The 13,971-nt window shown below is 60.4% G+C and carries 14 protein-coding genes; all 14 read right to left on the bottom strand.

The window, feature by feature from the left end; translation table 11 throughout:
• Positions 1–116: 116 nt before the first annotated feature.
• Positions 117–908: an amidohydrolase gene (locus tag AB4N47_RS02065; RefSeq protein WP_341638857.1), complete on the bottom strand. Its 792-nt coding sequence runs from the start codon at positions 906–908 to the stop codon at positions 117–119.
• Complete coding sequence (locus tag AB4N47_RS02060; RefSeq protein ID WP_460154400.1) at positions 896–2,044, bottom strand: pyridoxal phosphate-dependent aminotransferase; 1,149 nt, start codon at positions 2,042–2,044, stop codon at positions 896–898. The genes AB4N47_RS02065 and AB4N47_RS02060 overlap by 13 nt, the downstream gene beginning before the upstream one ends.
• Before the next feature lie 151 nt (positions 2,045–2,195).
• Positions 2,196–3,668 (bottom strand): ribosome biogenesis GTPase Der, encoded by a 1,473-nt coding sequence (gene der, locus AB4N47_RS02055; protein ID WP_024014210.1) that lies wholly within the window; start codon positions 3,666–3,668, stop codon positions 2,196–2,198.
• Positions 3,669–3,803: 135 nt separating this feature from the next.
• The gene (gene bamB, locus AB4N47_RS02050; RefSeq protein ID WP_341638855.1) at positions 3,804–4,955 is read right to left on the bottom strand and encodes an outer membrane protein assembly factor BamB; all 1,152 of its coding nucleotides are present in this window, start codon (positions 4,953–4,955) and stop codon (positions 3,804–3,806) included.
• Positions 4,948–5,589, bottom strand: a complete 642-nt coding sequence (locus tag AB4N47_RS02045; protein ID WP_016773334.1) for a tetratricopeptide repeat protein — start codon at positions 5,587–5,589, stop codon at positions 4,948–4,950. The genes bamB and AB4N47_RS02045 overlap by 8 nt, the downstream gene beginning before the upstream one ends.
• Positions 5,590–5,630: 41 nt before the next feature.
• Positions 5,631–6,920: a histidine--tRNA ligase gene (gene hisS, locus AB4N47_RS02040; RefSeq protein ID WP_016773333.1), complete on the bottom strand. Its 1,290-nt coding sequence runs from the start codon at positions 6,918–6,920 to the stop codon at positions 5,631–5,633.
• Positions 6,921–6,942: 22 nt separating this feature from the next.
• Positions 6,943–8,052 (bottom strand): flavodoxin-dependent (E)-4-hydroxy-3-methylbut-2-enyl-diphosphate synthase, encoded by a 1,110-nt coding sequence (gene ispG, locus AB4N47_RS02035; RefSeq protein WP_016773332.1) that lies wholly within the window; start codon positions 8,050–8,052, stop codon positions 6,943–6,945.
• Positions 8,053–8,055: 3 nt separating this feature from the next.
• A complete protein-coding gene (locus AB4N47_RS02030) occupies positions 8,056–9,075 on the bottom strand; it encodes a RodZ family helix-turn-helix domain-containing protein (protein ID WP_341638854.1) in 1,020 nt (339 codons plus the stop codon).
• Positions 9,075–9,833, bottom strand: a complete 759-nt coding sequence (gene pilW, locus AB4N47_RS02025; RefSeq protein ID WP_341638853.1) for a type IV pilus biogenesis/stability protein PilW — start codon at positions 9,831–9,833, stop codon at positions 9,075–9,077. Before pilW ends, AB4N47_RS02030 begins: the two co-directional genes overlap by 1 nt.
• Positions 9,834–9,845: 12 nt before the next feature.
• Positions 9,846–10,994 (bottom strand): dual-specificity RNA methyltransferase RlmN, encoded by a 1,149-nt coding sequence (rlmN, locus tag AB4N47_RS02020; protein ID WP_024014215.1) that lies wholly within the window; start codon positions 10,992–10,994, stop codon positions 9,846–9,848.
• Positions 10,995–11,022: 28 nt separating this feature from the next.
• Positions 11,023–11,448 (bottom strand): nucleoside-diphosphate kinase, encoded by a 426-nt coding sequence (gene ndk, locus AB4N47_RS02015; protein ID WP_024014216.1) that lies wholly within the window; start codon positions 11,446–11,448, stop codon positions 11,023–11,025.
• An 87-nt stretch (positions 11,449–11,535) separates the two neighbouring features.
• Entirely contained in the window at positions 11,536–11,736 is a 201-nt protein-coding gene (gene iscX, locus AB4N47_RS02010) for a Fe-S cluster assembly protein IscX (protein WP_016773328.1), read from the bottom strand.
• Between the two features lie 14 nt (positions 11,737–11,750).
• A complete protein-coding gene (gene fdx / locus AB4N47_RS02005) occupies positions 11,751–12,092 on the bottom strand; it encodes an ISC system 2Fe-2S type ferredoxin (RefSeq protein ID WP_016773327.1) in 342 nt (113 codons plus the stop codon).
• Positions 12,092–13,957 carry a Fe-S protein assembly chaperone HscA gene (gene hscA, locus AB4N47_RS02000; RefSeq protein ID WP_073473310.1) on the bottom strand — a complete coding sequence of 622 codons (1,866 nt, stop codon included), beginning with the start codon at positions 13,955–13,957 and terminating at the stop codon, positions 12,092–12,094. Before hscA ends, fdx begins: the two co-directional genes overlap by 1 nt.
• Positions 13,958–13,971 lie beyond the last annotated feature (14 nt).

The following is a 13,971-nucleotide window of genomic DNA, read 5'->3' as shown; positions in this document are numbered from 1 at the left end:
GGTTTCTGGCTGACTTTTATGGCCCCTTCGCGAGCAGGCTCGCTCCCACATTTGGAACACATTTCCCTGTGGGAGCGAGCCTGCTCGCGAAGGCGTCCTGACAGGCGCTGGGAGTATCAGGTGAACTCAAACGTGTCGGCATCCAGGTTCGCCGGAAAGCGCTCGCGATACGCCGCCAACGGCGCCGCTTCCAGAATCACCTTGAACACGCCATCCGCCTCCCCCGCCGCCAGCAACGTCTCGCCCTGGAAATCCAGCACCTGACTGTCGCCGGTATAGGCGAAGCCTTTGCCATCGCTGCCCACCCGATTGACCGCTGCCACGTAGCAGAGATTTTCAATCGCTCGTGCCGGCAGCAGGCGGTTCCAGTGCTGACGCCGTGCGCCCGGCCAATTGGCGGTGTACAGCAGCAGATCGGTGTCCTGCGCGTCCCTGCTCCACACCGGGAAGCGCAGGTCGTAGCAGATCAGCGGACGAATCCGCCACCCCTTGAGCTCGAACTGCACCTGCCGCTCGCCCGGCGTGTAATGGTTGTGCTCGCCGGCCATGCGGAACAGGTGACGCTTGTCGTAATGCAGCACTTCGCCGTCCGGCCGCGCCCACAGCAAGCGGTTGCGATGGCTGCCGTCAGCCGCCTGAATGATCACGCTGCCAGTAATCACCGCATCGAACTTGGCCGCCTGCGCCCGCAGCCATTTGCTGGTCGGGCCGTTTTCCGCTTCGGCGAGGGTTTCGGACTCCATGGAAAACCCGGTGGTGAACATCTCCGGCAGGATGATCAGATCGGCGCCCTGCGCCTGCTCAAGCAACAGCTCGAAATGCTCGAGGTTGGCCTGGCGGTCATGCCAGGCCAGGCTGGTCTGGATCAGCGCCAGGGTCAGGTCCGGCAATGCACTCAGATCACGCATAGCTTTTCCGCTGCTTCACGCAGCGTCTCCTCGCGTTTGGCAAAGCACAGGCGTATCAGGCGCTGGCCTTGCGGTGGAGTCTTGTAGAACACCGACACCGGAATGCTCGCGACACCGTGCTCGCGGGTCATCCACATGGCCATGTCGACATCGTTGAGATCAGGGCGGATCTGCGAATAATCGACCAACTGGAAATAGGTGCCGGTGACTCGGGTAAAGCTGAAGCGCGACGGCGCGAGCAGATCGCAGAACAGGTCGCGCTTGGCCTGATAGAAACCCGGCAGCTCTTCAACGTGCTCCGGGTGCTCGGCCATGTAATCGGCCAGCGCGTATTGCAGCGGCGTGACACCACAGAAACTGACGTACTGATGCACCTTGCGCAATTCGGCTGTCAGCGCTGGCGGGGCGACGACGTAGCCGGTTTTCCAGCCAGTGACGTGGTACGTCTTGCCGAACGAGCTGACCACGAACGCGCGGTGATACAGCTCTTCATGGGCCAGCACGCTGACATGCGGCACGCCGTCGAAAACCAAGTGCTCGTAGACTTCGTCGCTGATCAGATAGATGTCGCGATCACGGATCAACGCCGCCAGTTGATCGAGCTCGGCGCGGCTGATCAATGCGCCGCTAGGGTTGTGCGGGGTGTTGATGACGATCATTTTCGTCCGCAGGCTCAGGGCCGCAGCGAGCTGGTCGAAGTCGATGGAGAAATCGACCGGATTCAGCTGCACATGCACGCAACGACCACCCGCCAGCTGCGTTGCCGGTGCGTAACTGTCGTAGCACGGATCAAACACGATGACTTCATCGCCGCTGTGGATAACGGCCTGAATCGCGCAGAAGATCGCCTGGGTCGCGCCGGGCGTTACCGTCACTTCATGATCGGCATCGACTGTCACACCATAGCTGCGGGCGATCTTGGCCGCGATCTGCTGACGCAACGCCGGCAAACCGGTCATCGGCGAATACTGGTTATGGCCACTGGCGATATGCCGCCCGACCGCATCACGCAACGACTGCGGGCCGTCGAAATCCGGGAAACCCTGGGACAGGTTGATCGCGCCGGTCTGCGCCGCGAGCTGAGACATCTGCGTGAAAATAGTGATGCCGACATTCGGCAGCTTGCTGGTGATCATCGGAGGCCCCTTGCAGGTGAGCTGCAAGTTTCAAGCGTCAAGCTGCAAGCTGCAAGCAAAAACCCGCGCCCACAAAAAAGGGCTTCATACGAAGCCCTCTCTGCTTTACCGCTTTTACTTGCAGCTTGCAGCTTGAAACTCGCAGCTGCTTCTACTTCTTGTCGCGGCGCTTCTTGCTGGCTTTCTTGTTGTGCGACATCAGGCGACGCTTCTTGTTGACCTGGCGGTCGGTCAGCGTGTTCTTGTTGCCTTCGTACGGGTTCTCGCCGCCCTTGAACTCGATGCGGATCGGCGTACCAACCAGCTTAAGCACACGACGGTAAGTGTTCTCCAGATAGCGCACATACGACTTCGGCACTTTCTCGATCTGGTTACCGTGGATCACGATGATCGGCGGGTTGGCGCCACCCAAGTGGGCGTAGCGCAGCTTGATCCGGCGGTTGTTGACCATCGGTGGCGCGTGCTCGCCCACCGCATCTTCGAGAATCTGGGTGAGGCGGTTGGTCGGCCAGCGGGTCACAGCGGACTTGAACGAGTTCTGCACCGAGGCGTAGAGGTTGCCCACGCCCGTGCCGTGCAGGGCCGAGATGAAGTGGATGTCGGCGTAGTCGACGAAGAACAGCCGGCGTTGCAGCTCGACTTTGACGAAGTCGCGCTCGCTCGGCGTCATGCCGTCCCACTTGTTGATCGCGATGACCAGCGCACGACCGGATTCGATCGCGAAGCCCAGCAGGTTCAAGTCGTGATCGACCACACCCTCGCGGGCGTCCATGACGAAGATCACCACGTTGGCGTCTTTGATCGCCTGCAGGGTTTTGACCACGGAGAATTTTTCGACTTCTTCGTGGATCTTGCCGCGCTTGCGCACACCGGCGGTGTCGATCAGCGTGTACTTCTCTTCATTGCGCTCGAACGGAATGTAGATGCTGTCGCGGGTGGTGCCCGGCTGGTCATACACGATGACCCGGTCTTCACCGAGCATGCGGTTGACCAGGGTCGACTTGCCGACGTTCGGACGACCGATGATGGCGATCTTGATCCCGTCTTTTTCGCTCGGACCAGGAATACGCTTGGCTTCCTCGCCTTCGGCAACGACTTCTTCCTCTTCGCCTTCAGCCGGCTCGTCATCATCACGCGGGAATTCGCTCAGAGCGGCTTCCAGCAGTTGCGTGATGCCACGGCCGTGGGCGCCGGCGATCGGGATCGCGTGGCCCATGCCCAGCGGGGCGAATTCGGCGCGGGCCATTTCCGGGTCGATGTTGTCGACCTTGTTGGCCACCACGTGGGAACGCTTGTTACGTTTGCGCAAATGCTCGGCGATCATCTGGTCGGCAGCGGTAAAACCGGCCTTGGCATCTACCAGAAACAGCACCACATCGGCTTCTTCGATGGCCAGCAGCGACTGCTCGGCCATTTTTTCGTCCATACCATGTTCGTCACCGGAGATACCGCCGGTGTCGATCAGAATGTAGGAACGCCCTTGCCACTTGGCCTCACCGTACTGGCGATCACGGGTCAGACCGGACAGGTCGCCGACGATGGCGTCACGCGTCCTGGTCAGGCGGTTGAACAAGGTGGACTTGCCGACGTTCGGTCGGCCCACCAGGGCGATTACGGGAACCATGCGGCTCTCCACTTCGTTATTTCAGAAAATACAAAAGCCGCTGCGAGGCAGCGGCTGGTGCTCGGGGCAACACCCGGGGGCGCTGCAAACCCTGCTGATGCAGGGCCGCTTGGGGATGAACCCCAAGCATAGTTGTTACTTGATGGTCAGGGCTTCCAGTTTGCCGCTGTTGCCATACACATAAATCGTGTCGCCCACCACCAGCGGACGGGCACGCAGGCCGTCGCTGTCGATGCGCTCACGGCCGACGAAACGACCGTCGACCTGACTCAGCAGATGCAGATAACCTTCCAGGTCACCCACAGCTACATAGCTGGAGAACACTTCCGGTGCCGACAGTTGACGGCGAGCCAGCGAGTCGTTGCTCCACAGTGCGGTGGTGGAACGCTCGTCGACGCCTTCAACGGTGCCCGAAGACAGGCTCACGTAGACGCTGCCGAAACCTTGAGCGATACCGGCATAGCTCGACGCATCGCGCTGCCACAGTTGACGACCGCTTTCCAGGTCCAGTGCCGCAACGCGACCCTGATAGCTGGCCACGTACAGCGTGCCGCCGGACAGCAGCAGACCGCCGTCGATGTCGACCACGCGCTCCAGTTCCGAACGACCCTGTGGAATGGCAATGCGTTGTTCCCACACCGGCACGCCGTTGGAGATGTCCAGCGCGACCACTTTACCGGTCGACAGGCCAGCTACGGCCAGACGGTTGGTGACCAGCGGAGCACTGGTGCCACGCAGGGTCAGGACCGCGGGGGTGCTGTCATACACCCAACGCTGATTGCCGGTGGCAGCATCCAGACCGATCAGACGATCGTCCTGGGTCTGCACGACCACTACGTCGCCGTTGTTGGCCGGCGGCGCGAGGACTTCACTGTTGACGCGGGCACGCCACTTCTCTTCACCATTGCTAGTGTCCAGAGCGACGACTTCGCCACGCAGGGTACCGATCAGTACCAGACCGTAACCCACGCCAACGGCGCCGGAGACAGGCAGTTCCAGATCCTGGTCCCACTTCACCTCGCCGTTGCTGCGATCCAGCGCCATCACCACACCGGTCACATCGGCGGCGTAGATGGTGTCACCGTCGATCGCCGGCACCAGCATGTTGTAGGTTTCGCCCTGACCGTCACCGATCGAGCGGCTCCACTGCTTCTGCAGAACCACTTCTTCTTTGAAGTCGGTCAGTTCGGCCGGTGGCAATTCTTTCTTGCTGTTGCTGCTGCAACCCGCGGCCAGAAGGGCCAGAGCCAGCAATGCTGCATGCTTCCAACGGATCACGTCACGCATCCCCTTTGGCCAGGTCGTCGAGCTTGATTTGAAGGCCACCGACCGCCGCTTCATCCGACAGTGCCGCCTTGGCTTTTTGATACGCCTTGTTCGCGTCATCGGTACGGCCCAAGCGCACCAGCAGGTCGCCCTTGAGTTCTTCGCGAGTGGCCAGGAACGCTTTGTCGGCATCGCCGTCGAGCAGTTTCAGGGCGTCTTCGGCCTTGTCCTGCGCGCCCAGTACCTGCGCCAGACGCTGACGGGCGATTTCGCCCAGCGCCGGGTTGGCCGGCTTGTCGACGATGGCTTTGAGTTCGGTTGCCGCGTCGTCCAGCTTGCCGCTGTCGACCGCTACTTTGGCGACGAACAGGCTGCCGTACTGCGCGTAGGCCGAACCGCCGTATTCGCTGTTGAGCTTGCCGGCCAGATCCGCAACGCGGGCGGCATCAGGCTTGCCGTCAGGCGTCAGCGTGGTTTCCAGCAATTGCTGATAGAGCACCGAGGCGCCTTGCGACTGGTTGCTCTGGTATTTGTGATATGCCTGCCAGCCGAACACGATGACCAGCGCCAACAGGCCGCCGGTGACCAGAGGTTTGCCGTTGCGTGTCCACCAGTCCTTCAAATCCGCCAACTGTTCGTCTTCGGTACTCGACACCCCAATACTCCTTAATCGCTAAATCGGCTGTTAAGACAGCTTCAACCCTGCACGACGCAGGTGGCCAGGTGAGCGGCGAGCGCATCCCAGGCAATGCTTTGTTGTTCGCCCTGGCCACGCAGGGGTTTGAAACCTACCACTTGCTGGGCCATTTCGTCGTCACCGAGGATCAATGCGTACAGCGCACCGCTCTTGTCGGCCTTCTTGAACTGGCTTTTGAAACTGCCGGCGCCGGCATTGACTTGCAGGCGCAGGTTTGGAAGTTCATCGCGAACCCGTTCGGCCAGGGCCAGACCGGCCAGCTCGGCTTCTTCACCGAAGGCGCAGAGGTAGACGTCGACCTGACGGGCAATTTCCTGCGGGATCTGCTCAAGGGTTTCGAGCATCAATACCAGACGCTCGATGCCCATGGCGAAACCGACGCCCGGGGTTGGCTTGCCGCCCATCTGCTCGACCAGACCGTCGTAACGGCCGCCCGCGCACACGGTGCCCTGGGCGCCGAGCTTGTCGGTGACCCATTCGAAAACGGTTTTGCTGTAGTAATCGAGGCCACGCACCAGTTTCGGATTGAGCACGTAAGGAATGCCAACGGCATCCAGACGCGCCTTCAGGCCTTCGAAGTGAGCGCGGGACTCGTCGTCGAGGTAGTCGGCCATTTTCGGCGCATCGACCAGCACGGCCTGGGTGTCGGCATTTTTCGTGTCGAGCACGCGCAGCGGGTTGGTTTTCAGACGACGCTGGCTGTCTTCGTCGAGCTTGTCGTGGTGCGCCGAGAGGTACTCGACCAGCGCTTCACGATAGCGACCACGGGATTCGCTGGTACCGAGGCTGTTGAGTTCGAGCTTGACCGCATCACGGATGCCCAGCTCGCCCCACAGGCGCCAGGTCATGATGATCAGCTCGGCGTCGATGTCCGGACCGTCGAGGTTGAACACTTCCAGACCGATCTGGTGGAACTGGCGATAACGGCCTTTCTGCGGACGCTCGTGGCGGAACATCGGGCCGATGTACCAGAGTTTCTGCACCTGACCACCGCCGGTGATGCCGTGTTCGAGCACTGCGCGCACACAGGCCGCAGTGCCTTCCGGACGCAGGGTCAGGGAATCACCGTTGCGGTCTTCGAAGGTGTACATCTCTTTTTCGACGATATCGGTGACTTCGCCGATCGAGCGCTTGAACAGCTCGGTGAACTCGACGATCGGCATGCGGATCTGCTTGTAACCGTAGTTATCCAGCAGACGCGCCACGGTGCCTTCGAAATAACGCCACAGCGGGGTCTGTTCGGGCAGGATGTCGTTCATGCCACGAATGGCTTGCAGAGACTTGCTCACAAAATTTCCTTAATTCGTTCGATCAGCCGCGCGCGATAACGGCAGCGTCAGCTTCGACCTTTTCGGCCGCTTTCTGGCGGATCAGCTTTTCCAGCTCGTCCACCAGATTGTCATTCGTCAGCTTCTGCGACGGCTTGCCGTCGATGTAAATCAGGTTGGGCGTGCCGCCGGTCAAGCCGATATGGGCTTCCTTGGCTTCGCCGGGGCCGTTGACCACGCAACCGATGACCGCGACATCCAGCGGCACCAGCAGGTCTTCAAGGCGCCCTTCCAGCTCGTTCATGGTTTTCACCACATCGAAGTTCTGCCGCGAGCAGCTCGGGCAGGCGATGAAGTTGATGCCACGGGAACGCAGATGCAAAGACTTGAGAATGTCGTAACCGACCTTCACTTCCTCGACCGGGTCGGCCGCCAGCGAGATGCGGATAGTATCGCCAATCCCTTCGGCGAGCAGCATACCTAGGCCCACGGCGGATTTCACCGTGCCCGAACGCAAACCACCAGCTTCGGTGATACCCAAGTGCAGCGGCTGAACGATTTCTTTCGCCAGCAAGCGGTAGGCTTCGACGGCCATGAACACGTCGGAGGCCTTAACGCTGACCTTGAAGTCTTGGAAATTCAGGCGTTCGAGGTGTTCAACGTGGCGCAGCGCGGATTCGACCAGCGCCGCCGGGGTCGGCTCGCCGTATTTCTTTTGCAGGTCTTTTTCCAGCGAACCGGCGTTGACGCCGATGCGGATCGGAATGCCGCGATCACGCGCCGCATCGACCACGGCACGCACACGGTCTTCACGACCGATGTTGCCCGGATTGATGCGCAGGCAATCCACACCCAGTTCGGCCACGCGCAAGGCGATTTTGTAGTCGAAGTGGATGTCAGCCACCAACGGCACTTTGACCAGTTGCTTGATCTTGCCGAACGCCTCGGCGGCGTCCATGTCCGGCACCGAGACGCGAACGATGTCGACGCCGGCGGCTTCCAGACGATTGATCTGCGCCACGGTCGCGGCGACATCATTGGTATCGCTGTTGGTCATGCTCTGCACAGCGATCGGCGCGTCGCCGCCCACCGGTACGTTGCCGACCCAGATCTTGCGCGATTCGCGACGTTTGATTGGAGATTCGCCGTGCATGACTTATTGACCCAACTTCAGGCGAGCAGTCTCGCCACTGGTGAACGGAGCGATATCGACCGGTTGGCCGTTGTAGCTGACCTGTGCTGCACGGGCGACGCCCAGACGTACGGCAAGCGGCGGTTTTCCGGAAACACTCACGCTGTCGCCTTTATGCTTCAGACCACTGAAAATCACTTTGCCACGGCCATCGGTCACCTGTGCCCAGCAATCGCCGGTGAACTGCAGTTGCACCTGGCCTTCGCCGGCAACCGGAGCGGCTGCTTCAGCGCTTGGCGCTTGAGCAACCGGCGCGGTCGGGGCAGGTGTCGCTGGGACATTCGGCGCTGGAGTGGCCGGAGCCGCCACCACTGGCGCAGGCGTCTGTGCCGGAGCGCTTGGCGCAACTGCCGGCGCAGTTGGCTCGGTCGCTGGCGCAGCAGATTCGGCGCCGGTCGATTCGGCACTGGTTTCCGACTGCGGCAAGGCCAGCGATGTCGAATTGTCAGCCTGATTTTCGGCGACAGCCTGGTCTTCCGGCTCGTCGATCGGGTGGATCTGCGTGGTGCCGTCAGCGCCTTCGACTTCGACGTGCTCCGGTGCGAGGCTGGTCAGATCGCGGGTGCGCTGGGAGGTCTGATCCTGCCACCAGACGAATCCGCCGCCGATGACCGCGATCAGCAACAACAGGCTGACGATACGCAAAATGGTGTGGGAAACCCGCACCGGCTCTTCGATACGACCGAGGGCGTGAACGTTGCTGCCCTGGGAGTCGGTGCCGGTGGACTGGTCGAACTGCTGAACCAGAACGGTCTGGTCCATGCCGAGCAATTTGGCATAGGCGCGAATGTAACCGCGAGCGAAGGTATGCCCCGGCAGCTTGTCGAAAGCGCCGGCTTCAAGATTGCTCAGGGATGTCACGGTGAGGTTGAGCTTGAGGGCCACTTCGGCCAGCGACCAGCCATTGCTTTCGCGGGCCTGGCGCAGGGTCTCACCGGGATTTACGCGATTCGCTGCTACAACTTCGGGATGCGCCGCTTTCATCATTGCTCCGACAGGTATTGCTGATATTCCGGCGTACCGGGATAGAGTCGTTTTAATTGCAGACCGTAACTGGCTGCCTTGTCGCGATCTTCAAACACTTTTGCCAGCCGAACGCCGAGCAATAGACTACGTGCATTCTGTTCGGTGAGCTGGCTGAAACGGTCGTAATAGTCACGCGCGGGCACATAATGCCTGTCTTCGAAGGACAACTCAGCCATTTCCAGCAATGCGCGTGGTTGTTGGCGATTCAGGCGCAGGGATTTTTCCAGCTGTTGCTGGGCCAGATCACGCTGGCCAAGCTTGGCGGCGGTCATGCCGAGGTTTTCGAAGACCCGCGAGCGCTCAGGATACAGGGTATCGGCGGCCGCTTGTTCAAAACGCTCGTAGGCTTCCTTGTAGCGCTGTTCTTCGTAGAGAAAACTGCCGTAGTTGTTGAGGATGCGCGCATCGGCGGGACGTGAGGACAGGGCCTTGCGAAAGTGCTCGTCGGCAAGCGCGGGCTCCATTTCAGCCTGGAATACAAGACCGAGGGCCGCATTGGCATCGGGGTCGGAACCGTCCAGCTCCAGCGCTTTCTTCAATGGCACCTTGGCGCGCTCGGTCATGCCTTGCTGCAGATAGCCCAGCCCCAGCTGCACGTAGGCAGCCCGCGCTTCATCGCGGCCCTTGCTGGTCTTCATCGGGTTGTAGTCACCCGACAGGACACAACCAGCACACAGGCTGGCCAACAGCAACAGCAGCGCAAAGCGCAGGGACATAGAGATCCTCTCTTAGTTAGTGTTCGCGGCGTTCTGTGCCAGATCGCTGTCGGCGCTCAACTCGCGCACGGCGATGTAACGTTCGCTGCGACGGGTGCGATCCAGCACCTGCCCTACCAATTGACCACATGCGGCATCGATGTCTTCACCACGGGTGGTGCGCACAGTGACGTTGAAACCGGCCTGATGCAACTGATCCTGGAAGCGGCGGATGGCATTGTTGCTCGGCCGCTCGTACCCGGAGTGCGGGAACGGGTTGAACGGGATCAGGTTGATCTTGCACGGAATATCTTTAAGCAACTCGATCATTTCCACCGCGTGCTCAAGCTTGTCGTTGACGTCCTTGAGCAAGGTGTACTCGATGGTCAGCACACGTTTCTCGCCAAGGGCGGACATGTAGCGCTGGCACGACTCGAGCAGCATCTTAAGCGGATATTTCTTGTTGATCGGCACCAATTGGTTACGCAATGCGTCATTTGGTGCGTGCAGGGACAACGCCAGGGACACGTCGATGTGCTTGGCCAGCTCATCGATCATCGGCACCACACCCGAGGTGGACAGGGTCACGCGGCGCTTGGAGATCCCGTAGCCGAGGTCATCCATCATCAGATGCATGGCGGCGACGACGTTGTCGAAGTTCAGCAACGGCTCGCCCATGCCCATCATCACCACGTTGGTGATGGCGCGGTCGACGGTGGCCGGGACGCTGCCGAAAGATTTGTTGGCAATCCACACCTGACCGATGACTTCGGCGGCGGTGAGGTTGCTGTTGAAGCCTTGCTTGCCGGTGGAGCAGAAACTGCAATCCAGGGCACAGCCTGCCTGGGACGAAACGCACAAGGTGCCGCGCTTGCCCTGGGGAATGTACACGGTCTCGACGCAGCTGCCGGACGCCACGCGCACCACCCATTTACGGGTGCCGTCGCTGGAGATGTCCTCGCTGACCACTTCCGGACCACGCACTTCAGCAATGGCCTTGAGCTTGTCGCGCAAGGCTTTGCTGACGTTCGTCATGGCGTCGAAATCATCGACGCCAAAGTGGTGAATCCATTTCATTACCTGACCGGCACGGAAACGCTTCTCCCCGATTGAGTCGAAGAATTTTTCCATTTCCGGCTGGGTCAGACCCAGCAGGTTTGTTTTAACAGTCGATGTAGTCATGGATTCACCTTCACTCTGCAAGCAATGCTTAGCGAGTGGTTACTTCAGTAGCTGCGAAGAAGTAAGCGATTTCGCGAGCGGCAGCAGCTTCGGAGTCCGAACCGTGAACGGCGTTGGCGTCGATCGATTCAGCGAAGTCAGCACGGATGGTGCCGGCAGCAGCTTCTTTAGGGTTGGTAGCGCCCATCAGCTCACGGTTGCGAGCGATAGCGTTTTCGCCTTCCAGAACCTGAACGACAACCGGGCCGGAAGTCATGAATGCAACCAGGTCACCGAAGAAACCGCGCTCGCTGTGCTCAGCGTAGAAGCCTTCGGCTTCGGCTTTGGACAGTTGCTTCAGTTTCGAAGCTACAACGCGCAGGCCAGCGTCTTCGAAGCGAGTGGTGATCTTGCCGATCACGTTTTTAGCAACGGCGTCAGGCTTGATGATGGAGAAAGTACGTTGAACAGCCATGATGTAACTCCAGAAACGGTAATTTGCGAAAAATTAAACCCGCGAATTATACGCGGGTTCTTGGGTATTGCCTAACCTGCGAGACGATCAGTCCAATTCTGCGGCCCAGAGCTCCTGAACCGCTTCGAGCACCTTCTCGCCGACCCGGCCGGAAGTAGCATCGAAGTCAGGCAGTTCAAGAATCATCTGCTGCAAACGGACAAAACCTACAGAGTACGGGTCGAGTCCCTCGTGGGCCTCGGCCAGCTCTTCTGCAATGCGTTGAACATCATTCCAACCGTAGCTCATGACAGTCTTACCAGTCAGTGCGGCGCTTCAGCCGCATGGTTAAGCGAATATTTCGGAATCTCGACGGTGAGGTCTTCCTCACCGACGATGGCCTGGCAAGCCAGACGCGATTGCGCCTCAAGGCCCCAGGCACGGTCGAGGAAGTCTTCTTCCAGCTCGTCGGCCTCTTCCAGCGAGTCGAAACCCTCGCGGATGATGCAATGGCACGTGGTGCAGGCGCAGACGCCGCCGCATGCGCTTTCCATCTCGATATGGTGTTCGTGGGCCAGTTCGAGAATCGATGTGCCGGGCGCAGCCTCGACCACCATGCCTTCAGGGCAGAACTTCTCGTGGGGCAGAAAAATGACCTGCGGCATCAGATATCCTCGATTTCATTCAGGTTGCGCCCCGACAGAGCGGCTTTCACCGTCAGATCCATGCGGCGGGCAGCAAAAGCATCGGTCACTTGCGACAGACGTTTGGTCTGCTGCTCGATGGCGTAACCATCAGTACCTTTCATCAGTTCGGCCAGTTCCTGCATTTGCAGTTCGATGACCATGCGCTCTTCGGCGTCGAGCAAACGCTCGCCATCGGCCTCCAGCGCGCCCTGCACCGCTTCGAGCAGGCGTTGGGCATCGACTTGCTGCTCACGCAGAACGCGGGCGACCTTGTCGTCATTGGCGTGCTGGAACGAATCCTTGAGCATCTTGGCGATTTCGCCATCGGTCAGACCATAGGAAGGTTTGACCTGAATGCTCGCCTCAACGCCCGAGCCCAATTCACGGGCAGACACGCTGAGCAGACCGTCGGCATCGACCTGGAAGGTCACGCGAATTTTCGCCGCGCCCGCCACCATTGCCGGAATGCCACGCAATTCGAAACGTGCCAGAGAGCGGCAATCGCTGATCAGCTCGCGCTCACCCTGCAACACGTGGATCGCCATGGCCGACTGGCCGTCTTTATAGGTGGTGAAATCCTGAGCGCGGGCGACGGGAATGGTAGTGTTGCGCGGAATCACCTTTTCCATCAGACCGCCCATGGTTTCCAGCCCCAGGGATAGCGGAATCACGTCGAGCAGCAGCAGTTCGCCGCCATCGCGCTTGTTGCCAGCCAGGGTGTCAGCCTGGATCGCGGCCCCGATGGCCACCACTTGATCCGGGTCGATTTCCGTCAAAGGCTGACGACCGAAGGCTTCGGCAACGGCTTCACGCACACGTGGCACTCGGGTCGAACCGCCGACCATGACCACGGCGTGGACGTCTTCCAGTTCAATACCGGAATCGCGAACGGCGCGGCGGCAGGCTTTCAGGCTGCGTGCGACCATTGGCTCGATCAACGCATCGAAGGCTTCGCGGGTCAACTGGGCTTTCCAGTCGCCGTAAGCCACTTCCACACTGGCCGCATCGGTCAGGGCTTCTTTGGCAGCGCAGGCGGTTTGCAGCAGATTGCGCTGTGCGCCCGGATCGAGATCGGCGGACAGGCCAGCGCTCTCGATGATCCAGCCGGCAATCGCGTGATCGAAATCATCGCCGCCCAGCGCGCTGTCGCCGCCAGTGGCCAGAACCTCAAAGACGCCGCCAGTCAGACGCAGAATGGAAATATCGAAAGTACCGCCGCCCAGGTCATATATCGCCACCAGACCTTCAGCGTGCTGATCCAGACCGTAAGCCACCGCAGCCGCAGTCGGCTCGTTGAGCAGACGCAACACGTTAAGACCGGCGAGCTTGGCCGCATCTTTGGTGGCCTGACGCTGCGCATCGTCGAAGTAGGCAGGAACGGTGATCACCGCGCCAACCAGCTCGCCACCCAAGGTCGCCTCAGCGCGCTGACGCAGGACCTTGAGGATATCGGCGGAAACTTCGACCGGGCTTTTCGGGCCTTGCACGGTGTCGATGAACGGCATGTGCGATTCGCCGCCGACAAAGCGATACGGCAACTGCTCGCCCAATTGCTTGACGTCGGACAGACCACGACCCATCAAGCGCTTGACCGAGAGCACGGTGTTCAGGGGATCGGAGGCTGCTGCCAGCTTGGCGGACTCACCGACTTCGACGCGGTCGGCGTGATAACGCACGGCGGACGGCAGGATGACCTGCCCGTTGGCGTCGGCCAGCGGTTCGGAAAGACCACTGCGCAGCGCAGCGACCAGCGAATTGGTAGTACCCAAGTCGATGCCCACAGCCAGGCGACGCTGGTGCGGTTGAGGACTTTGGCCGGGTTCGGCGATCTGCAGTAGAGCCATGGTGATCAGGTCTT

Source organism: Pseudomonas sp. S3_G06, from assembly GCF_054667565.1.
This window is presented reverse-complemented; position numbering and strand designations above follow the sequence as displayed.

Excerpts from the sequence above, each read along its gene's own strand:
- AB4N47_RS02065 (WP_341638857.1), bottom strand. The coding sequence starts at position 908 with ATGCGTGATCTGAGTGCATTGCCGGACCTGACCCTGGCGCTGATCCAG.
- AB4N47_RS02060 (WP_460154400.1), bottom strand. The coding sequence starts at position 2,044 with ATGATCACCAGCAAGCTGCCGAATGTCGGCATCACTATTTTCACGCAG.
- der (WP_024014210.1), bottom strand. The coding sequence starts at position 3,668 with ATGGTTCCCGTAATCGCCCTGGTGGGCCGACCGAACGTCGGCAAGTCC.
- bamB (WP_341638855.1), bottom strand. The coding sequence starts at position 4,955 with ATGCGTGACGTGATCCGTTGGAAGCATGCAGCATTGCTGGCTCTGGCC.
- ispG (WP_016773332.1), bottom strand. The coding sequence starts at position 8,052 with ATGCACGGCGAATCTCCAATCAAACGTCGCGAATCGCGCAAGATCTGG.
- AB4N47_RS02030 (WP_341638854.1), bottom strand. The coding sequence starts at position 9,075 with ATGAAAGCGGCGCATCCCGAAGTTGTAGCAGCGAATCGCGTAAATCCC.
- pilW (WP_341638853.1), bottom strand. The coding sequence starts at position 9,833 with ATGTCCCTGCGCTTTGCGCTGCTGTTGCTGTTGGCCAGCCTGTGTGCT.
- rlmN (WP_024014215.1), bottom strand. The coding sequence starts at position 10,994 with ATGACTACATCGACTGTTAAAACAAACCTGCTGGGTCTGACCCAGCCG.
- ndk (WP_024014216.1), bottom strand. The coding sequence starts at position 11,448 with ATGGCTGTTCAACGTACTTTCTCCATCATCAAGCCTGACGCCGTTGCT.
- iscX (WP_016773328.1), bottom strand. The coding sequence starts at position 11,736 with ATGAGCTACGGTTGGAATGATGTTCAACGCATTGCAGAAGAGCTGGCC.
- fdx (WP_016773327.1), bottom strand. The coding sequence starts at position 12,092 with ATGCCGCAGGTCATTTTTCTGCCCCACGAGAAGTTCTGCCCTGAAGGC.
- hscA (WP_073473310.1), bottom strand. The coding sequence starts at position 13,957 with ATGGCTCTACTGCAGATCGCCGAACCCGGCCAAAGTCCTCAACCGCAC.